Source organism: Selenomonas sp. (assembly GCF_057272215.1).
Window position 1 is genome coordinate 170163 of the sequence record NZ_DBHIUY010000003.1, and the last position, 19883, is coordinate 190045.

General features: G+C 54.9%; 15 protein-coding genes. All 15 read left to right on the plus strand.

Annotation, left to right across the window (positions count from 1 at the left end; all coding sequences use genetic code 11):
- The first annotated feature begins 233 nt into the window (after positions 1 to 233).
- The 15 genes from rpoB to queD all read left to right on the plus strand — a co-directional run bounded on the left by rpoB (position 234) and on the right by queD (position 19881).
- Positions 234 to 3968 carry a DNA-directed RNA polymerase subunit beta gene (gene rpoB, locus ACO5Z0_RS04035; RefSeq protein WP_485649301.1) on the plus strand — a complete coding sequence of 1245 codons (3735 nt, stop codon included), beginning with the start codon at positions 234 to 236 and terminating at the stop codon, positions 3966 to 3968.
- A 17-nt stretch (positions 3969 to 3985) separates the two neighbouring features.
- Positions 3986 to 8071, plus strand: coding sequence for a DNA-directed RNA polymerase subunit beta' (gene rpoC, locus ACO5Z0_RS04040; RefSeq protein WP_485649302.1), 4086 nt, complete (start codon positions 3986 to 3988; stop codon positions 8069 to 8071).
- Positions 8072 to 8278: 207 nt separating this feature from the next.
- On the plus strand, positions 8279 to 8731 hold the full coding sequence (locus ACO5Z0_RS04045) for a ribosome maturation factor RimP (protein WP_485649303.1): 453 nt from the start codon (positions 8279 to 8281) through the stop codon (positions 8729 to 8731).
- Positions 8732 to 8801: 70 nt separating this feature from the next.
- Positions 8802 to 9899: a transcription termination factor NusA gene (gene nusA, locus ACO5Z0_RS04050; protein ID WP_442672510.1), complete on the plus strand. Its 1098-nt coding sequence runs from the start codon at positions 8802 to 8804 to the stop codon at positions 9897 to 9899.
- Entirely contained in the window at positions 9896 to 10186 is a 291-nt protein-coding gene (rnpM, locus tag ACO5Z0_RS04055) for an RNase P modulator RnpM (protein WP_485649304.1), read from the plus strand. Before nusA ends, rnpM begins: the two co-directional genes overlap by 4 nt.
- A gap of 19 nt (positions 10187 to 10205) precedes the next feature.
- Positions 10206 to 12683: a translation initiation factor IF-2 gene (infB, locus tag ACO5Z0_RS04060; protein ID WP_485649305.1), complete on the plus strand. Its 2478-nt coding sequence runs from the start codon at positions 10206 to 10208 to the stop codon at positions 12681 to 12683.
- A 15-nt stretch (positions 12684 to 12698) separates the two neighbouring features.
- On the plus strand, positions 12699 to 13058 hold the full coding sequence (gene rbfA, locus ACO5Z0_RS04065) for a 30S ribosome-binding factor RbfA (RefSeq protein ID WP_442672493.1): 360 nt from the start codon (positions 12699 to 12701) through the stop codon (positions 13056 to 13058).
- A gap of 5 nt (positions 13059 to 13063) precedes the next feature.
- Positions 13064 to 14023, plus strand: coding sequence for a DHH family phosphoesterase (locus ACO5Z0_RS04070; RefSeq protein ID WP_485649307.1), 960 nt, complete (start codon positions 13064 to 13066; stop codon positions 14021 to 14023).
- Positions 14023 to 14904, plus strand: coding sequence for a tRNA pseudouridine(55) synthase TruB (gene truB, locus ACO5Z0_RS04075; RefSeq protein ID WP_485649308.1), 882 nt, complete (start codon positions 14023 to 14025; stop codon positions 14902 to 14904). The genes ACO5Z0_RS04070 and truB overlap by 1 nt, the downstream gene beginning before the upstream one ends.
- Positions 14905 to 14933: 29 nt before the next feature.
- Entirely contained in the window at positions 14934 to 15899 is a 966-nt protein-coding gene (ribF, locus tag ACO5Z0_RS04080; protein WP_485649309.1) for a riboflavin biosynthesis protein RibF, read from the plus strand.
- Positions 15880 to 16635, plus strand: coding sequence for a WecB/TagA/CpsF family glycosyltransferase (locus tag ACO5Z0_RS04085; RefSeq protein WP_485649310.1), 756 nt, complete (start codon positions 15880 to 15882; stop codon positions 16633 to 16635). The genes ribF and ACO5Z0_RS04085 overlap by 20 nt, the downstream gene beginning before the upstream one ends.
- Positions 16636 to 16796: 161 nt before the next feature.
- A complete protein-coding gene (locus ACO5Z0_RS04090; protein ID WP_485649311.1) occupies positions 16797 to 17450 on the plus strand; it encodes a phosphatidylserine decarboxylase family protein in 654 nt (217 codons plus the stop codon).
- On the plus strand, positions 17435 to 18136 hold the full coding sequence (pssA, locus tag ACO5Z0_RS04095) for a CDP-diacylglycerol--serine O-phosphatidyltransferase (RefSeq protein WP_442672499.1): 702 nt from the start codon (positions 17435 to 17437) through the stop codon (positions 18134 to 18136). The genes ACO5Z0_RS04090 and pssA overlap by 16 nt, the downstream gene beginning before the upstream one ends.
- Before the next feature lie 35 nt (positions 18137 to 18171).
- The gene (locus tag ACO5Z0_RS04100) at positions 18172 to 19443 is read left to right on the plus strand and encodes a glycosyltransferase family 2 protein (RefSeq protein WP_485649312.1); all 1272 of its coding nucleotides are present in this window, start codon (positions 18172 to 18174) and stop codon (positions 19441 to 19443) included.
- 57 nt (positions 19444 to 19500) lie between these two features.
- Entirely contained in the window at positions 19501 to 19881 is a 381-nt protein-coding gene (gene queD / locus ACO5Z0_RS04105) for a 6-carboxytetrahydropterin synthase QueD (protein ID WP_442672501.1), read from the plus strand.
- The last annotated feature ends 2 nt before the right edge of the window (positions 19882 to 19883 follow it).

Consider the following 19883-nt stretch of genomic DNA (forward strand, 5'->3'; position numbering starts at 1 on the left):
CACTTATTACAGCGTGTATGTTATTCCAACTATGCGCATTTGCGCGTTTAACAGCCTTGTTGACGCATGAGAACTGAATAAGCGTGGATGATGGCGAGCGAGATGGGAGAGATCAGACAAGGTATCGAGCGACAGTTTTATGCCTTGTCTTTTTTGATTCTCCTGTCATTCGTTGTCTTTTTGGCGTGTTTTTTGGTTGTGAACCAAATTTTGGCTAAGGGGTGAGGGATTTAATGTTTAGTCCTGTGCCGGTGGGCAAGAGAAACAGGTATACCTATGCGAGAATCAAGGAAGTCATGGATATGCCGCATCTTTTGGATATTCAGAGAAACTCTTACGAATGGTTCTTGAAGGAGGGCCTGCAGGAGATTTTCCAGGATATTTCACCGATTCAAGATTTTACTGGAAATCTTGTGCTGTCCTTTGAGAACTTTTCGCTCGGTGAGCCGAAGTACGAGCTTGACGAGTGCAAGGAGAGGGATGTTACGCTCGCGGCGCCTTTGCGCGTCAACGTGCGCCTGATCAATCGCGAGACGGGAGAGATCAAGGAGCAGGAAGTTTTCATGGGCGATTTCCCGCTCATGACAGATACAGGAACCTTCATCATCAACGGTGCGGAGCGCGTCATTGTCAGTCAGCTCGTGCGCTCGCCGGGCGCCTACTACGGCGAGACGATTGATCCGACGGGCAAGAAGCTCTACAATGCAACGATCATCCCGAATCGTGGCGCGTGGATTGAGCTTGAGACGGATGCGAACGACGTCATTTCTGTGCGCATCGACCGCACGAGGAAGCTGCCCGTGACCATTCTCGTGCGTGCGCTCGGCTACAGTTCCAACAGCGCGATTGCCGAGTTGTTCAACTACGATGAGCGCATCCAGGCGACGTTAGAGCGTGACGGCGCCAATTCCAAGGAAGAAGCGCTCGTCGAGATCTATAAGCGTCTGCGTCCCGGTGAACCGCCGACGGTTGACAACGCACAGCAGCTCCTCGACAGCCTTTTCTTCGATCCCAAGCGTTATGACCTCGCGATGGTCGGCCGCTACAAATTGACGAAGAAGCTCGGCTGGAAGAGGCGGCTCCTTGGCAAAGTGCTCTCGCAGCCGATCGTGGATACAGAGACGGGCGAGGTCGTCGTCGCGGCGGATGTCGTCGTCGATGAGGCGATGCTCGATAAGATCACGGCGGAGCAGGAAGATGCGCTTTTCGGCGTGGATAAGCCTGCCGTTTTCTTCGTGCGCACGCAGAACGGCGACGGCAAGAGCATGAAGATGCTCTGCTCGCGCACACTGCCTTACAATCATCGTACGATTACCTGCAACGATGTCATGGCGTCCATCAATTATTTGCTGAACCTCATGGACGGTTTCGGCACGACGGACGACATCGACCATCTTGGCAATCGGCGCGTGCGCTCTGTCGGCGAACTTCTGCAAAACCAGTTCCGCATTGGACTTTCGCGTATGGAGCGCGTCGTCAAGGAACGCATGACGATTCAGGACGTCGATGTTATCACGCCGCAGGCGCTCATCAACATCCGTCCCGTCGTCGCCGCAATCAAGGAATTCTTCGGTTCGTCGCAGCTCTCGCAGTTCATGGATCAGCACAATCCGCTGTCCGAGCTTACGCATAAGCGCCGTCTCTCGGCGCTCGGCCCCGGCGGTCTTTCGCGTGAGCGCGCGGGCTTTGAGGTGCGCGACGTCCACAATTCGCACTATGGGCGCATGTGTCCGATTGAGACGCCGGAAGGTCCGAACATCGGTCTGATCGGCTCGCTTTCGAACTATGCGCGCGTCAATCAGTTCGGCTTCATGGAAACGCCGTATCGCAAGGTGGATAAGGCGTCGAAGCGCGTGACGGACGACGTGCGCTATTTGACGGCGGATGAAGAAAACAAGATCGTCATCGCGCAGGCGAACGAACCGCTTGATGAAAACGGCTGGTTTGTCAACGAGCGCGTCACGGCGCGCCACAATGAGGAAACGGTTCTCGTTTCGCGCGACCGCGTCGATTACATGGACGTTTCGCCGAAGCAGGTCGTTTCCATCGCTACGGCGATGATCCCGTTCCTTGAGAATGACGACGCAAATCGTGCTTTGATGGGGGCGAACATGCAGCGTCAGGCTGTGCCTCTTTTGCGCACCCAGGCGCCTTTGGTCGGCACGGGCATGGAATACAAGGCAGCGTGCGACTCGGGTGTCATGATTCTCGCGAAGCGTGCGGGCGTCATTGAAAAGGTCACGGCAGATCAGATACAGGTACGCACGCATGAAGGCGATCTCGACATTTATAAGCTGCAGAAATATCAAAGGTCGAACCAAGGCACCTGCATCAATCAGGTCCCGATCGTCGAGAAGGGCGAGGAAGTGTTCGAAAGGCAGCCGATCGCCGACGGGCCGGCGACAGATCACGGTGAGCTGGCGCTCGGCTACAATATTATCGTCGCTTACATGCCGTGGGAAGGATATAACTACGAGGACGCCGTGCTTCTTTCGGAAAATCTCGTGAAGCGCGACCTCTATACATCCATTCATATCGAGGAGTACGAGTGTGATGCGCGGGATACGAAGCTCGGCTCGGAAGAAATCACGCGCGACATCCCAAATGTTGCGGAAGATGCGCTGAAAGATCTCGATGAGAGCGGTATCATTTCCATCGGTGCAGACGTGCTGCCGGGCGATATCCTTGTGGGCAAGGTCACGCCGAAGGGGGAGACGGAGCTGACGGCGGAAGAGCGGCTTTTGCGTGCGATCTTCGGAGAGAAGGCGCGCGAAGTGCGCGACACGTCGCTTCGTGTGCCGCATGGCGAGGCGGGCAAGATCGTAGACGTCAAGGTGTTCAGCCGCGAAAACAACGACGAGCTGCCGCCGGGCGTCAACAATCTCGTGCGCGTCTACATCGCGCAGAAGCGCAAGATCTCGGTCGGCGACAAAATGTCCGGCCGCCACGGCAACAAAGGTGTCGTCTCGCGCATCATGCGTCAGGAGGACATGCCGTTCCTGCCGGACGGCACGCCGGTCGATATCGTTCTCAATCCGTTGGGCGTGCCTTCGCGCATGAATATCGGGCAGATTTTGGAAACGCATCTGGGCATGGCGGTGCGTGCGCTCGGAATGCAGATCAAGGCAGGTGATCCGACGGTGGGCGAGCGTCTGCGCTCGATCGGCTACGATGTAGAGACGCATGGTCTGCCGAAGCCTGATGTCGCGGGCGTTCATATCGCGACGCCGGTCTTTGACGGCGCGGGCGATGCCGAGGTGTTCGGCACGATTCGCGCGGCGGGGCTTCCTGAGGACGGCAAGACGATCCTCTACGACGGACGCACGGGTGAACCCTTTGAAAACCGCGTGACGGTCGGCTGTGTTTATATGCTCAAGCTGCACCATCTTGTCGATGACAAGATCCATGCGCGTTCGACAGGTCCATACTCGCTCGTCACGCAGCAGCCGTTGGGCGGCAAGGCGCAGTTCGGCGGCCAGCGCTTCGGAGAGATGGAGGTCTGGGCGCTTGAGGCCTACGGTGCGGCATACACCCTACAGGAAATTCTCACGGTGAAGTCCGATGACGTTGTCGGACGCGTCAAGACGTACGAGGCCATTGTCAAGGGGGAGAACATCCCTGAACCCAGCGTCCCCGAATCGTTCAAGGTGCTCATCAAAGAGCTGCAGAGCATCGGTCTTGACATCAAGGTTCTTACCGAAGACGCACAGGAGATCGTCATTCATGATGATGACGATGATATCAATGCGACGGCGCGTGAGCTTGATCTCGATGTTGCGGGCGTCGCGGCGCAGAAAGAGCGGGAACAGCCGCCTGCGGAAGCGGGCGAAGATGCCGAGAAAGAGGAGACATCCGAAGAGGCGGACGGCGATGATATCATTGCCGATCTTGGGAGTCTTGATGCCCTGGGGGCGTTGGACGACATCGCTGACAGTGCGATGAACGACGACGATTTCTCGGATAAGTAGAAGGGAGTGAACCCTCGTTGTTGGATGTAAACGAATTTGACTCGATGCGCATCGCTTTGGCTTCGCCGGACAAGATCCGCGAGTGGTCCTATGGTGAGGTCAAGAAGCCGGAGACGATCAACTACCGTACGCTCAAACCGGAACGCGATGGACTCTTCTGCGAACGCATCTTTGGTCCGACGCACGATTGGGAATGCCACTGCGGCAAGTACAAGAGGATTCGCTATAAGGGCGTCGTCTGCGACCGCTGCGGCGTCGAAGTGACGCGCGCCAAGGTGCGCCGCGAACGCATGGGTCATATTGAGCTTGCTGCTCCCGTTTCTCATATCTGGTATTTCAAGGGCATACCGAGCCGCATGGGACTCATCTTGGATATTTCTCCGCGTTCCTTGGAAAAGGTTCTCTACTTCGCTTCCTACATCGTGCTCGATCCGGGCGATACGCCGCTCATCAAGAAGCAGCTTCTGACGGAGAGTGAGTATCGCGACAACCGTGCGAAGTACGGCAGCGCTTTCCGTGTGGGCATGGGAGCTGAGGCGGTAAAGGAGCTTCTTGCGGAGCTTGATCTCGACAAGATGAATGAGGAGCTTCGCAAGGATCTGCGCGAGGTCAGCGGACAGCGCAAGATCCGCGCGATCCGTCGTCTCGAAGTCGTCGAGGCGTTCCGCAAGTCGGGCAATCGCCCCTCGTGGATGGTGCTCGACGCCGTCCCCGTCATTCCGCCCGAGCTTCGTCCTATGGTGCAGCTTGACGGCGGACGGTTCGCGACGAGTGATCTGAATGATCTCTACCGCCGCGTCATCAACCGCAACAATCGCTTGAAGCGTCTTTTGGATCTCGGTGCGCCGGACATCATCGTCCGCAACGAAAAGCGTATGCTGCAGGAGGCCGTTGACGCTTTGATCGACAATGGCCGCCGCGGCCGCCCCGTCACGGGGCCGGGCAATCGTCCGCTGAAATCGCTCTCCGATATGCTCAAGGGCAAGCAGGGACGCTTCCGCCAGAATCTTCTCGGCAAGCGCGTCGACTATTCGGGGCGTTCCGTCATCGTTGTCGGGCCTGAGCTGAAGCTGCACCAGTGCGGTCTGCCGAAGGAAATGGCGTTGGAACTTTTCAAGCCCTTCGTCATGAAGCGGCTCGTGAGTTCTGAAGTCGCGCACAACATCAAGAGCGCCAAACGTATGGTTGAGCGAGCGCGTCCCGAGGTTTGGGATATGCTCGAAGAGGTCATCAAGGAGCACCCTGTCCTCTTGAACCGTGCGCCGACGCTGCATCGTCTCGGCATCCAGGCATTTGAGCCTGTATTGACAGAAGGGCGCGCACTGAAGCTCCATCCGCTCGCCTGCACGGCGTACAACGCGGACTTCGACGGCGACCAGATGGCGATTCATTTGCCGCTGTCGGCAGAAGCACAGGCAGAGGCGCGCATACTCATGCTCGCTGCGAATCACATCCTCGCGCCGAAGGACGGCAGACCGATCATTGTGCCGACGCAGGACATGGTGCTTGGCGCGTATTATCTGACGATTCTTCGGCCCGGCGCTTTGGGCGAGGGCAAGCTCGTCACGGGCATCGAGGAAGCTCTTTTGATGTATCAGCATCAAGAACTTGCTCTGCAGGCGGAGATTCAGGTGCGCATCAAGGAATACGGTCTTGTCAGGACCTCGCTCGGTCGCATGATCTTCAATGAGATTCTGCCGCCGGAGCTTCGCTATTACCACAAAGACGAGGAAACGGGACAGTGGAGCCTTGGCATCCGCATGGATAAGAAGCAGCTTGGCAAGCTCGTAGCAAACTGCTTTGACCATTTCGGCGCTGCACGTACGGCTGCCGTCATCGACGACGTCAAAAATCTTGGCTATCATTATGCGTGCCTTGCAGGCATGACGGTCGCGATTTCCGATATCATCGTGCCCGAGAAGAAGCAGGAGATCCTTGCTGCGACGAAAACGCAGGTCAACGGCATTGAGCGTCAGTTCAGCCGCGGTCTCATCACAGATGAGGAGCGCTACAACAAGGTCATCGCGCTTTGGACGCAGGCGACGGACGATGTGACGGACGCCATGATGGACAACATGGACGCTTTTAACCCCATCTTCATGATGGCGGACTCGGGTGCGCGAGGCAACAAGCAGCAGATGCGTCAGCTTGCCGGTATGCGCGGTCTCATGGCCGACCCGTCGGGCAAGATCATCGACCTGCCGATCACAGCGAACTTCCGTGAAGGTCTTACGGTTTCCGACTACTTCATTTCCTCGCACGGTGCGAGAAAGGGACTTGCCGATACGGCGCTTCGCACGGCGGACTCGGGCTATCTCACGCGCCGTCTCGTGGATGTCGCGCAGGATGTCATCGTGCGTGAGGACGACTGCGATGTGGAGAGCATCAACTTGCTGCGTGAGCGTGCGCGTCTTGCCGAATCGGCGGCAGATGCCATTGAGATTCTCGATGAGCAGCTGGTCGGTCGCCTGACGGCGATGGATGTTGTAAACCCGGAGACGGGGGAACTTCTCCTGCCGCAGGATACGGTGCTGACGGAGGGCGATTTGGAGCTTCTCGCCGAAGAAAATGTGCATGAGATTGTTCTGCGCGGCTCGTCTTTGACGTCCGAAGCCATTATCAGCAGTGCAATGGTTTCGGAGAAGATCGCCCTCGGTGAACCCGATGAGGCGCGTCGCGCTGAGATTAAGCACGCCATGATTCACGAGATGCTTGGCAAAGAAACGCGCTATGCCGTTGTTGACAGTGCAGGCGTGGAAGTTGTTCCCGCTGCGGTCGCTTTGACACAAGAGCAGATCGAGGCGATCCTTGCAAGTGACGCCAAGGAACTCAAGGTGCGTAATAACAACGTGCGCGGCATTGAAGTCGAAGCCATCAAGGAGGGCAACGGCATCATCGAATCGCTGGAAGATCGCATCACAGGCCGCGTGCTTGCCGAGGACATCTTCAACCCCGAAACGGGAGAAAAAGTCGCCTCGCTCAACGATGCGATTGACGAAGCGCTTGCCAAAAAGATTGCTGCGGTGCGCGAGCGCGTGTCTATCCGCAGCGTCTTGACCTGCAAATCCCAGTTCGGCGTCTGCGTCAAGTGCTACGGACGCGACCTCGCGAACCAGACGGAAGTCGAGGTCGGTGAAGCTGTCGGTACGATTGCCGCACAGTCTATCGGCGAGCCGGGCACGCAGCTCACGATGCGCACGTTCCATACGGGCGGCGTCGCCGGCGAGGACATCACGCAGGGTCTGCCGCGCGTCGAAGAGCTTTTCGAAGCGAGAAAGCCCAAGCATCATGCGATCATCGCCGAGATCGAAGGAACGGTCGAGATCACGGATACGGGCAGGGGCATGAGAAAGCTCCTGATCGTCCCTGAATCGGGTGACTCGCGCGAGTATGCGATTCCCTACGGCGCACGTCTCGTAGCGCACGACGGCGATCATCTCGTACCCGGCGATCGCCTGACGGAAGGCTCGATCAACCCGCACGATATCCTGCGCGTCTGCGGTCTGCGCGACACGCAGCGCTACCTCGTCTATGAGGTGCAGAAGGTCTACAAGTCGCAGGGCGTTGAGATCAACGATAAGCACATCGAGGTCATGGTGCGCCAGATGCTCCATAAGGTGAAGATCGAGGAGGCGGGAACGACGAGTTTCCTGCCCGGCGAATACGTCGATATCAACTCCTTTGAAGCCGCGAATGCTGTCGCCATCGAAGCCGACGGTGAGCCTGCCGTCGCAAAGCCGATTCTTCTCGGCATCACGAAGGCGTCGCTGGCAACCGATTCGTTCCTTTCGGCGGCATCCTTCCAGGAAACGACGCGCGTCCTCACCGACGCTGCTATCAAGGGCAAGGTCGATCCGCTGATCGGTCTCAAGGAGAACGTCATCATAGGCAAGCTGATTCCTGCCGGAACGGGTATGGGGCGCTATCGAAACGTCGCAGTCGTCGATCCGAATCCCCCCGCGCCCGAGCCGCCCGAAGGCGATGGCGAGGAAACAGCCGCCGATCAAGACGAGGCATCGGCTGTAGAATCGACGCCGGAAGCGGAAGAGCCTGTTGAAGAGACGGCGGAGAAAACGGCGGAAGAAGAAAATATCGGCGCTTGAGAAAGCTGACATCACAAGCAGCAAAGAGCCGAAAAGATTTCACTGTTTACATTTTCTGCATTTGATGATACAATAACAGAAGTCAATTTAAGTCGTTTGTATGAAAGAGTGGGCGTCAGCCCACTCTTTCATCTTATGCACAGGAGCCTGTTTAACAAGAGATGCGGCTCTTGTGTGAAGTATGCGCGGCAAAAGAGGAGGGCTTTTGTGGCAAAACAACTGGAAGAGGCCGTGGAGGCGATCGTTGAGGACATCGTTCGAGATTCCGCTATGGAAGTCGTCGATGTTGAGTATGTCAAGGAACGTGACTGGTATTTGCGCGTCTACTTGGATAAAGCGGGTGGCATTGAGATTGATGACTGTCAAAGAGTCAGTGAGGAACTTGAGAAAATCCTTGACGAGAAAGACTTGCTGAACGAGGCATATATCTTGGAAGTTTCGTCGCCGGGACTGGATCGCACTTTGAAGAAGGCACGAGATTTCGAGCGTGAGCAGGGCAAGATGGTCGAGGTGACATTCTATGCACCCGTGGACGGCGAAAAGATCTGGGTGGGGACGCTCACGGGCTACGACCGAGAGAAAAATGCCATCGTTTTAGACGGCGAAAGAGAAATTTTTTTGGAAAAAACGGCACAAGTGCGTCTGCACATAGATTTTTGACCATTTGGGAGGAAGAGCGTTGGCCAGCAGGAAAGAGAAGGATCAGAAGAAGGAGAACGAAGGCGGTTTTTTGGAGGCCGTACATGCATTGGGGAAGGAGAAGGGCCTCGAAACAGAGGTGCTTTTCGATGCGATCGAAGCGGCTCTGATTTCAGCTTACAAGCGCAACTTTAATGCTGCGCAGAATGTACGGGTTGCATTGGACCGCGTGACGGGCAAGTATCATGTTTACGCGACGAAAACTGTTGTGGAAGAGGTCGTTGACGACGTTACGGAGATTTCGCTCGGTGAAGCGCGCGCGATCAAAGCCGACTATGAACTTGACGACATCATCGAGATTGAGGTGACGCCGGCAAAGTTTGGGCGCATTGCAGCCCAGACGGCAAAACAGGTCGTCGTGCAGCGCATCCGTGAGGCGGAGCGCGGCATCGTTTACGAAGAATTTTCCAATCGCGACGGCGATATTGTTACGGGTCTTGTGCAGCGCACGGAAGCGAAGAATGTATTCATAGACCTTGGCAAAACGGAAGCCGTTCTGACGCCGACAGAACAGATTCCCGGAGAAGAATATCATCATGGCGACCGCATCAAAGCCTATATTATCGAAGTCAGCAATACGGTCAAGGGCCCGCAGGTTCTTGTATCAAGAACGCATCCGGGACTTTTGAAGCGGCTTTTTGAGCTTGAGGTGCCTGAGATTCAAGAAGGCGTCGTGGAGATCAAGTCGGTAGCGCGAGAGCCGGGAATGCGCTCGAAAATTGCCGTTTACTCGAAGGATGAGAATGTTGATCCCGTCGGATCGAGCGTCGGTCACAAGGGGATGCGCGTGCAGGCGATCGTGGATGAGCTGCGCAACGAGAAGATAGACATTGTCAAGTGGAATCCTGAGCCGGCGAAATTCATCGCCAACGCTTTGAGTCCCGCCAAGGTCATTTCTGTCGCCATCAACGAAGACGCGAAGGAATCGCGCGTCGTAGTTCCCGGCTATCAGCTCTCTCTTGCGATCGGTAAAGAAGGACAAAATGTCCGCCTGGCAGCAAAACTGACAGGTTGGAAGATTGACATAAAGAACGAAGAGCAGGCGGCGGCAGAAACTCTTGATGAAAGCATGAATGTCATAGAGGTGACGGGCGAAGAGTCGTTTACTGCTGAAAGCGATGCCGTATGAAAAATTTGAAAAAAAGCCCGGAACGCATGTGCATCGGCTGTCGCACGACGCATCCGAAGAAGGATATGATCCGTGTCGTCCGCAGTCCGGATCAGGCGTATTCCGTGGATCTGACAGGCAAAAGCCCCGGACGGGGAGCATATATTTGCCGCAATGAGGAATGTTTCCGCCGTGCAGCGAAAGAGCATGGCTTTGAAAGAGCTTTCAAGAGCAATGTAGAAGCTGCCGTGTATGAGAGTCTGAGGAAAGAGATTTTCCCGAACGAGGCAGCAAGGGAAGAAAGCTGAAATCAGCGGGGGTGGATCGATGTCGAAGTATAGAGTTTATGAATTGGCAAAGGAGTTCCAAACGGAAAGCAAGGTTGTCTTAGATATTTTAGCGCGTAATAAATTCCGTGTGGCAAACCATATGAGCAGTGTCGGTGAAGATGAACGCGCAGCCGTAGCACGCGCCTTTGCGCCGAAGCAGGCAGCGCCCGCCGCACCGAAAACGCCTCCGGCAGATGCACAGAAGAAAGCGCCGCAAAATAAGCCGAAGCCGCAGGGGCAAGCGCAGGCGCAGGCAAATGCCGCTTCCGGCGGCGGACGCAGGTCGCCGCGCGGCAAAAGCGGCGGCGGAACGGGTGCAAGCCCTGCGGCGAATCGTCCGCGGCAAAGCGGTACGCCCCAGCAAAAGCGAGGCGCGAGCGCAGGCGCTTCAGCGAACGCCGGTGCAGCAAAGCGGCCATCGCAGGAGCGTCGCGGCGGTAACGGTGCACAGCGCGGCAATGCCAATGGGCAGGGCGGCAATCGCAATCGCGGCGGCAGTTCTGCCGGCGGCGGAGCCGCGAACAATGCAGGCGGCTGGAACAATCGCGGCGGCGGCAGCAGCCGCGGCAAGTTCGGAGGCAGTAAGAACAATCGCGGCCGCAACAATCAGCGTCAGAAGCAGCCCGCCCCTAAGGTAGAGATTGCACATCCGACGCATATCAAGGTCGGTGAGAGCATCGCCGTCAAGGATCTCGCGAGCAAGATGAGCTATACGGCGACAGAAGTCATCAAGAAGCTCATGCTCATGGGCATCATGGCTACGATCAATCAGGAGATCGACTATGAGACAGCGGCGCTCGTCGCCATCGAATTTGGCGTCACTTGTGAAGAACTGCCGCCCGAGACGGATCCCACGGAGATTCCTGAGATCGAGGACGATCCTAAGTCGCTCGTTGTTCGTCCGCCGGTCGTCACGGTCATGGGACACGTCGATCACGGCAAAACGTCGCTTCTCGATGCGATTCGCAAGACCTCGGTATCAACGCATGAGGCGGGCGGCATCACGCAGCATATCGGCGCCTATCAGGTCATGTGTCAGGGCAAGAAGATCGTATTTCTCGATACGCCGGGGCATGAGGCTTTCACAGCCATGCGTGCGCGCGGCGCACAGGTGACGGATATTGCCATTCTCGTCGTAGCGGCTGATGACGGCGTCATGCCGCAGACCGTTGAAGCGATCAACCATGCGAAGTCGGCGGGCGTTCCCATCATCGTCGCCATTAACAAAATTGATAAGCCCGGCGCGAATCCCGAGCATGTGAAGCAGGAACTTTCCGAACATGAGCTTATCCCTGAGGACTGGGGCGGCGACACGATTATGACACCTGTCTCGGCAAAGCAGAAGCAGGGGCTGAATGATCTGTTGGAAATGGTCCTTCTTGTCGCAGAGGTTAAGGAGCTCAAGGCGAATCCAAACCGCGATGCACGCGGCGTCATCATCGAAGCGCAGCTCGACAAAGGACGCGGTCCCGTCGCGACCGTTCTCGTGCAGAACGGCACGCTGCGTATCGGTGACTCCATCATCGCGGGCACGACCTTCGGCAAGGTGCGTGCCATGATCAATGACCGCGGAGAAAATGTGAAGAAGGCGGGGCCTTCCGTTCCTGTTGAAGTGCTCGGTCTTTCCGATGTGCCTGAAGCGGGCGACGTCCTCGCGGCGCTCGATGAAAAGCTCGCACGCTCCATTGCATCCAAGCGCATTGAAAAGAAGCGTACGGAGTTGATCCGCAGCAAGAAAGTATCTCTGGACGACCTCTTCCAGCAAATTCAGGACGGCAACATCAAGGATCTCAACATCGTCATCAAGGCGGATGTGCATGGCTCGGTGGAAGCGCTCGCCAGCTCCTTGCTTTCGCTCAATAAAAACGATGAAGTGCGCGTCAATATCGTCCATTCCGGCGTCGGCGCAGTCAACGAGTCTGATGTCATGCTCGCCGCTGCATCCAACGCGCTCATCATCGCCTTCAATGTGCGCCCCGACGCCAATGCCCGCCGCGTAGCGGACGCCGAGAGCATTGATATTCGCACATACCGTGTCATTTATGACGCCTTGAACGACGTCAAGGACGCCATGTCTGGTATGCTTGCGCCGAAGTACAAGGAAGTCGTGCAGGGCAAGGTGGAGATCCGCCAGGTTATGAAGTTTTCGAAAGCGCTTGTTGCAGGGTCTTATGTCTTGGAAGGAAAAATTACGAACGCCTCGAAGATTCGTATCATCCGCGACAACATTGTGGCTTTTGACGGGGAGATTGATTCTCTGCGCCGTTTCAAAGATGATGTGAAGGAAGTCGCCGCCGGCTACGAATGCGGCATCACGATCAAGGATTACCGCGATTTCCAAGAAGGCGACATCATCGAAGCGTACACGATGGAAGAAATCGAAACATCCATCACAGAAGCGAACAAGGAAGCTGCCAAGAAGCGCGATCAGCAGGAGCATACGAAGAAGGAAACGTCCGCTGGGGACAATGCTTGAAGGATGTGAGAGGAATTGAGCCAGCTTCGCATAGAAAAAGTGCAGGAACTGATGAAGCAGGAAATCAGCCAAATCATTCTGCAAGAGCTGAAAGACCCGCGCATCGGCTTCGTCACCGTGACGAAAGTGGAGATGACGGGCGACCTTCGGGAAGCAAAAATCTTTGTGAGCATCATGGGAAAAGACGATGCGCTGCAAGACACGCTGCAGGGGCTGAAAAGTTCCTTGGGATTCATTCGGCGGGAAATCGGCAGGCGCATACGCCTGCGCTTTACGCCGGAGATTTCCTTTGCGCTGGATAATTCGCTTGCATACAGCTCGCATATCCAAGAACTCCTGATGCGTGTGAATCAAAACGACAAAGCGGAAGAGTGAGAAATATGCGGATTTCATTGAAAGAAGCAGGCGAACTGCTCAAGGCGGCACAAAACATCATCATCACGGCGCATGTCAATCCCGACGGAGACGCCATCGGTTCGTCTTTGGGCGTCATGCACTGTCTGCGCAGCCTCGGCAAAAGGGTGCGTGTCGTCATCGACGACGATATTCCGAGCAATTTTGCGTTCCTTCATGCCGGTGATATCATCGAAAAGCCGATCGTTACAGCAGACAGTGAGAAAGAGGCTGTCGATCTGCTGCTCATTCTTGATACGAGCAGCGAGCGGGTGGGCAGGGTGCTGGAAGCATTTTCTCCGTCGCAGATCCTCAACATCGATCACCATGTCACGAATCCTCTCGCTTGTCCGGCAGTTTATCTGGATCCGGACAGTGCGGCAACGGCAGAAATCATCTATCGGCTGCTGCACGAGATGGGGGCGGAAATTACGAAAGACATCGCTATGGCTGTCTATACAGGATTGGCAACGGATACAGGGTTTTTCCGCTTTCCGAACACGACGCCTTTTACCATGCGTGCGGCGGCGGATCTCTTAGAGCGCGGCGCAGAGCCGGGGCTTATCTCAGAAGCCGTAGAAGCGAAGCCGTTTGCACGCGTTGTAGGCATGGCTCGCGCACTCGAAACGACCGAACTTCTTTATGATGGCAGACTCGCAGGCATCTTCCTTGATCGCGCCGCTGCAGAAACGCTTGATTCGACGGAGGGGCTTATCGACGCAATGCGCACCATCGAAGGAAGCGATGTTTCTGTCCTTTTGAAATGGAAAGAGGACAATGTTTTCCGCGTGAGTATGCGCTCTAAGAATACAGATGTGAGCAAGGTGGCGGCGAGCTTTTCCGGCGGCGGTCATGCAAGGGCGGCGGGCTGTACGCTCAAAATGGGCTTTAGCGAGGCGAAAATGACGATTCTCGATGCGCTTGGAAAAGCGATGGCGGAAAAGTAATGGCGGCGGGATTTCTCAATGTCTTAAAACCGCCGGGCATGTCCTCGCACGATGTTGTGGCAAACGTGCGTAAAATTTTTCATACAAAGCGCGTGGGACATGCCGGTACGCTCGATCCCGGAGCCGCAGGCGTTCTGCCGGTCGCTCTCGGTCATGCCACGCGGCTCGTCGAGTACATATCCTCTGCGGGGAAAGCCTATCGCTTGGAACTGCTGCTCGGCGTTTCAACGGATACAGGCGATGACGGCGGCGCCATCCTCGAATGCAGACGTAATTTCCCTATACCGTCGAGAGAAGCTGTGCTTGCGGCGATGCAGAAATTCACCGGCACGATTCTACAGCGTCCGCCCGTTTACTCGGCGATCAAGCTGCATGGCAGGCGGGCGTATGAGCTTGCACGCGAGAAGCAAGCGGTTGAAATGCCGCTGCGTCAGGTGACGATTCACGATTTGCGCCTTATTGAAGCGCACAAGTCGCAGTTTCTTTTCGATCTCGAATGTTCAAAAGGCACGTATGTGCGCAGCTTCTGCCGCGATTTCGGCGAGGCTTTGGGCATACCTGCGACGATGGGATTTCTGCTGCGTACGCGCGTCGGCAGTTTCTTTCTGCACGAGGCTTTTTCCTTGGAGGAGATCGCGCGATTCGGCGAAGAGACGCTCGTGTCGGCAGAAACGGCGGTTTTGCATCTGCCGCGCTTTGAGATGCCCGAGCATCGCATCCAGCCGTTTCTTCATGGTCTTTCTACAGGCGGCATGGAGCTTACGGCAGAAGAAAAACTTCTGCGCGTCTATGGCAGGGGACGCTTCCTTGGCATCGGTCGCTATGAAGCGGCGATGCAAGAGCTTCGTCCTGTCAAAGTATTTCGAGAGATGTCCGATTGAGGGCATTTCGATTGCGGGGAGATTGATCCATGCAGCGGTTTTCCAAAATCACACATTTAGCGGATTCCTATCGGGGCGTCGTCATAGCGTTGGGAACCTTTGACGGCGTTCATATCGGACATCAAAGCATCTTGCAGAGGGCACGGGAACTGGCAGCCGAAATCGACGGCGTCAGCATGGCGTTCACCTTCCAAAATCATCCGCTCTCCGTCGTTTTTCCTGAGCGCGCGCCCAAACGGATTCGCGATATCGAATCGAAAGAAGCGATCATCGAAAAACTCGGTGTAGATATTCTCATGAATGTCCCTTTTACGAAAAATTTTGCCGCCATCTCGGCAACGGGCTTTCTCAAGCTGCTGCAGGAGAATTTTTCGCCCGCTTATGTTGTCGTAGGCGCAAACTACACGTTCGGCTTTCAAGGCAAGGGCGACTCTGCTTTTTTGCAGAAGATGGGGGAAGATTACGGCTTTATATCGCGCATCGGCGGCTCCGTGCTGCGCGACGGACAGATGGTGAGCAGCACGCGGATCCGCAGCTTGATCGCTGCAGGCGATCTTGCGCATGTCAACGAGTATCTGCAATGGCCGCTTGACTACGCAGGCGTCGTCACCTACGGTGAGCAGCGCGGCCGCGCACTCGGCTTTCCGACTGCCAATATCGCTTTAGATGATGCATACGCGCTCTTGCCAAATGGCGTCTATGCCGTTCGCGTTCACTTTGACGGTGCCGTTTATATGGGGGTTGCCAATATCGGCTCCAATCCCACGTTTGAGGAAGTAGAGCGGCGGATAGAAGTACATATCCTGCAGTTTGGCGGCGATCTTTACGGCAAGAAAATTCGTCTGGATTTCTTGGGGAAACTTCGCGATGAAAAGAGATTTTCCGGTGTAGACGCACTGATTGAACAGATTCACTGCGACATCGAACAGGCGCATCGTTTTTGGGATATATCTGTGCAAGCAGGGAGGCTGCCGCATGGCGAAAAGCAAGGCTGACATTTTAGGAATCCATGTGGATGCTCTGACGATGAGTGAAGCCGTAGAGCGCATCAAAGGCTTCATCGAGACGCGGGATCCTGCGCTTATCGCCACGGCAAATGCAGAAATGATCATGCGTGCGACATACGATCAAGAACTCAAGATGATCTTAAACGACGCAGCGCTCGTCGTCCCCGATGGCGCCGGCACCGTTTGGGCGGCGCACCATCTGGGGCATGTTATGCCGGAGCGCGTGGCAGGCTACGATCTCGCACAGGAACTCATGCGTGAGGCTCCGCATAAGGGGTATCGCATCTTTTTCTTCGGCGCGGCGCCGGGTGTAGCCGAAAAGGCGAAGAAGAAAGCGGAGAAGCTATATGCGGGAATCGAAATCGTCGGTGTTCGAAACGGCTTTTTCACAGAAAAGGATGAGCCAGAAATTCTCCGTGAAATTCAAGCGGCATCGCCTGACATTCTGTTTGCCGCACTCGGCGTGCCCAAGCAGGAGAAGTGGCTTGCTGCGCATCTGCACGAACTTTCCGTCCCCGTTTCTATGGGCGTCGGCGGCACGCTCGACGTCATGGCGGGCGTCATGAAGCGCGCGCCGCGCTGGATGCAGAAGGCAAAGCTCGAATGGCTCTTTCGCGGAGCGCTGCAGCCGAAGCGCGCGGGCAGGCTCATGGCGCTGCCGCGCTTCGTATGCAAGGTCATGGCGTATAAAAAGAGTAGACAAAGAAATGGAGCTAGACTATAATTAGGGAAATACCTATGCATTCAGCTCCCAGCTGTGCAAATCTGAAAGACGGCATTTTATCCGTGTTTTTTTAAGAGAGTCTATGATGAATGTACTCTGCAGAGAAAATAAATATCTGCAGATTCTTGTGTTGCGCAAAGATGTGTAAGGAGGTATTGCCTATGTTGCTGTTCCCAGTTGTTCGCGAGGGATACGTTTTCATTCTTGCAGCCCTCGTTCTTGGGATGATTGCCGGCTTGGCCGTACACCCTTACCTTGCAGTTCCCTTTATCATTCTGGCATTTTACTTCGCCTACTTCTTTCGCAATCCGAAGAGGAATATTCCGACGGATCCGTTGGCGATCGTTTCTCCGGCAGATGGAACGGTGCAGGAAGTCGTTTCTCTCGAAGATGATGATTTTTTGAAGCAGCCGTGCAAGAAGGTCGTCATTTTTCTCTCTGTATTCGACGTTCATGTGAACCGCAGCCCCATCGAGGGAGAGATCAAGATTCAAAAGTATGTATGCGGACGCTTTCGGCCGGCATATAAGGATACCGTAGGATTCGAAAACGAACGGCACATGATCGGCATAGAAAATCCGCGGCTGCGCGTGACGGTCACGCAGATCGCCGGTATCCTTGCACGACGCATCGTTTCGTGGGTCACGCTTGACGATGTGTTAGAAAAGGGGGAGCTGTACGGCTTGATTCGCTTTGGTTCATGTACAGAGCTCGTCGTGCCGGCGGAAGTAGAGATTTTTGTAAAGAAAGGCGACAAGGTTGTCGGCGGTGAAACAGTGATCGGAAGGCTTGGTGAAACATGTATAAGAGCTTGATTCCCAATATATTGACCTCAGCCAATCTGGTGCTTGGCTTCTGCTCAATTCTGTCCACATACAATGCAAATTATACATGGAGCACCATCTTCATCCTGTTCGCACTGGTGGCGGACGGCTTGGACGGTCGAGCCGCGCGTTTCTTCGGCGTGAGCAGTGAGATCGGCAAGGAGATGGATTCGCTGTGCGATCTCGTTTCCTTTGGCGTCGCGCCCGCTTTTCTTGCATATTCCTATTGCCTGAAGGACTACGGCTATTTCGGATGGGCTGTCGCCATCGCGTTTGCTCTGTGCGGCGCATGGCGCTTGGCGCGTTTCAATGTAAATGTCGCTGTCGTACACGGTTTCTTCATGGGTTTGGCGATTCCGGCGGGCGGCTGTCTTGTGGCGACTGCGATCTGGTTCTTCCGCTCCATCGGCATGGAAACGGCGTCGCTTGAGCCGGCTTTTCCGTTGGTGATGATCGTCGTCGCCTATCTTATGATCAGTGAAGTACATTATCCGGATTTCAAGGGGAAGGGTGAAAAAATTTTCCTTGTTTCAAAAGTTTTCGCCATACTGCTTTTTGGAGGCATTCTGTTCCTGGGGCGCGATGCGGTTTTGAGCGCCGTGCTTTTTGGTGTTTTCAGCACATATTCTGTTTTTGGTCTTTTCAATTTCAGCTTATCACGGCTCTTTCGTAAATAAGGCGGCATTTGATGGAATAAAGGGGAAAGACGTTTATGAATTATGCGTTTGACATTGTGATGTTTCCTTTGCAAGTCATCATATTATTGTTTACGTTGTATTATTTCTTTATCGGCTTTTGCGGCATGTGGCGCAGGCGTGAGAATAAGATCTTGACTCCGAAAAAGACCTTTGCCGTCATCATTGCCGCTCATAACGAAAGCGCTGTTATCGGGCAGCTGCTGCAGAATCTGCAGTCGTTGGAATATCCAAAGACGCTTTATGATGTCTTTGTCATTGCGGATAACTGCGACGACAACACGGCGGAGATCGCGCACAGTTACGGCAGCATCGTCTGTGAAAGAACGCATCCGACGAAGAAGAGCAAGGGATTCGCTATGGAGTGGATGTTCGAGCGCCTCTTTAAGATGGAAAAAAAGTATGACGCTGTCGTCGTATTCGATGCGGATAATCTCGTTCATCCGCGTTTCCTGATGGAAATGAACAATCGGCTTTGTAAGGGCGATCGCATCATTCAAGGCTATCTCGATGCGAAGAATCCTTATGATACATGGGTTGCCGGAACCTTTGCCATCGCCTTTTGGGTCATCGACCACATCAGTCATCTGGCAAAAACGAACATCGGTCTTTCCGCGGTGCTTGGCGGCACGGGCATGTGTATTACGACAGATGTTCTTGAGCGCTACGGTTGGCGTGCGACATGTCTGACGGAGGACATGGAGTTTACAATGAAGTCCTTGGCGGAAGGCATCAAGACGACATGGGCGCACGACGCCATCGTTTACGATGAGAAGCCGCTGACATTCATGCAGTCGTGGCGTCAGCGCAAGCGTTGGGCGCAGGGGCAGTTTGACGTGGCGCATCGCTACATCCCCAAAATGCTCAAAGAAGGGATCAAGCGCCGCGACATCCGCATCCTTGACGGCTGTCTTTACCTCCTGCAGCCGCACTTTTTGATGATTTCCACCTTTTTCATCGCAATCAGCTACATCCAATCGGCATTTCCGCCATTTTACACAAACATCTACAATATCATCCCTTCGCAGCTCATGACCGCGATCATGCTTGGACAATATATCCTGCCCATGATCATCCTGCTCAAAATCCAAGTCAAGTGGAAAGCTTGGTTTTATATGCTGCTTTATCCTGTATTCATCTATTCGTGGGTTCCCATCATCTTCCTTGGATTCATCCATCGAAACGATCATGAGTGGAGCCATACGCAGCACACGCGCGCCATGAGTTATGACGACATCATCGGCAACGTGAAGAATACGACGATAGGGCGCGACGCATCCAATCAATAAAAGAAAACAGGCTGCCGCAGTTTCGCGGCAGCCTGTTTGATAAAGGGGAAAATTTTTATGTTTGAAATCAAAGTCGAAGCAGAATTTGAAGCTGCGCACCGCATTGTAAATTATCCGGGAAAATGTGATCGTCTGCATGGACACAACTGGAAAGTGGAGATGAAGATCACCGGAAAAGTCTTAGACGACCTCGGTATGCTTATCGACTTCAAAGAAGCAAAGGCCGCGCTCAAGGAAGCGACCGATGAACTTGACCATCGCTTCCTAAATGAACTGGAGCCTTTTTGCACGATGAATCCGACGGCAGAAAATATCGCGCAATACATCTATGACAAACTCAAGAATCATGATCTGTTTCAGACGGCGCCTGTACATCTTGCCGCCGTCTGCGTTTGGGAATCGCCGCGCGCCTGCGTGACATACAGCGAGGACGACTAAGG

What these genes read in the sequence shown, in the direction of transcription:
- rpoB (WP_485649301.1), top strand. Translation starts at nt 234, where the DNA reads ATGTTTAGTCCTGTGCCGGTGGGCAAGAGAAACAGGTATACCTATGCG.
- rnpM (WP_485649304.1), top strand. Translation starts at nt 9,896, where the DNA reads ATGAAAAATTTGAAAAAAAGCCCGGAACGCATGTGCATCGGCTGTCGC.
- infB (WP_485649305.1), top strand. Translation starts at nt 10,206, where the DNA reads ATGTCGAAGTATAGAGTTTATGAATTGGCAAAGGAGTTCCAAACGGAA.
- ACO5Z0_RS04070 (WP_485649307.1), top strand. Translation starts at nt 13,064, where the DNA reads ATGCGGATTTCATTGAAAGAAGCAGGCGAACTGCTCAAGGCGGCACAA.
- truB (WP_485649308.1), top strand. Translation starts at nt 14,023, where the DNA reads ATGGCGGCGGGATTTCTCAATGTCTTAAAACCGCCGGGCATGTCCTCG.
- ribF (WP_485649309.1), top strand. Translation starts at nt 14,934, where the DNA reads ATGCAGCGGTTTTCCAAAATCACACATTTAGCGGATTCCTATCGGGGC.
- ACO5Z0_RS04085 (WP_485649310.1), top strand. Translation starts at nt 15,880, where the DNA reads ATGGCGAAAAGCAAGGCTGACATTTTAGGAATCCATGTGGATGCTCTG.
- ACO5Z0_RS04090 (WP_485649311.1), top strand. Translation starts at nt 16,797, where the DNA reads ATGTTGCTGTTCCCAGTTGTTCGCGAGGGATACGTTTTCATTCTTGCA.
- pssA (WP_442672499.1), top strand. Translation starts at nt 17,435, where the DNA reads ATGTATAAGAGCTTGATTCCCAATATATTGACCTCAGCCAATCTGGTG.
- ACO5Z0_RS04100 (WP_485649312.1), top strand. Translation starts at nt 18,172, where the DNA reads ATGAATTATGCGTTTGACATTGTGATGTTTCCTTTGCAAGTCATCATA.
- queD (WP_442672501.1), top strand. Translation starts at nt 19,501, where the DNA reads ATGTTTGAAATCAAAGTCGAAGCAGAATTTGAAGCTGCGCACCGCATT.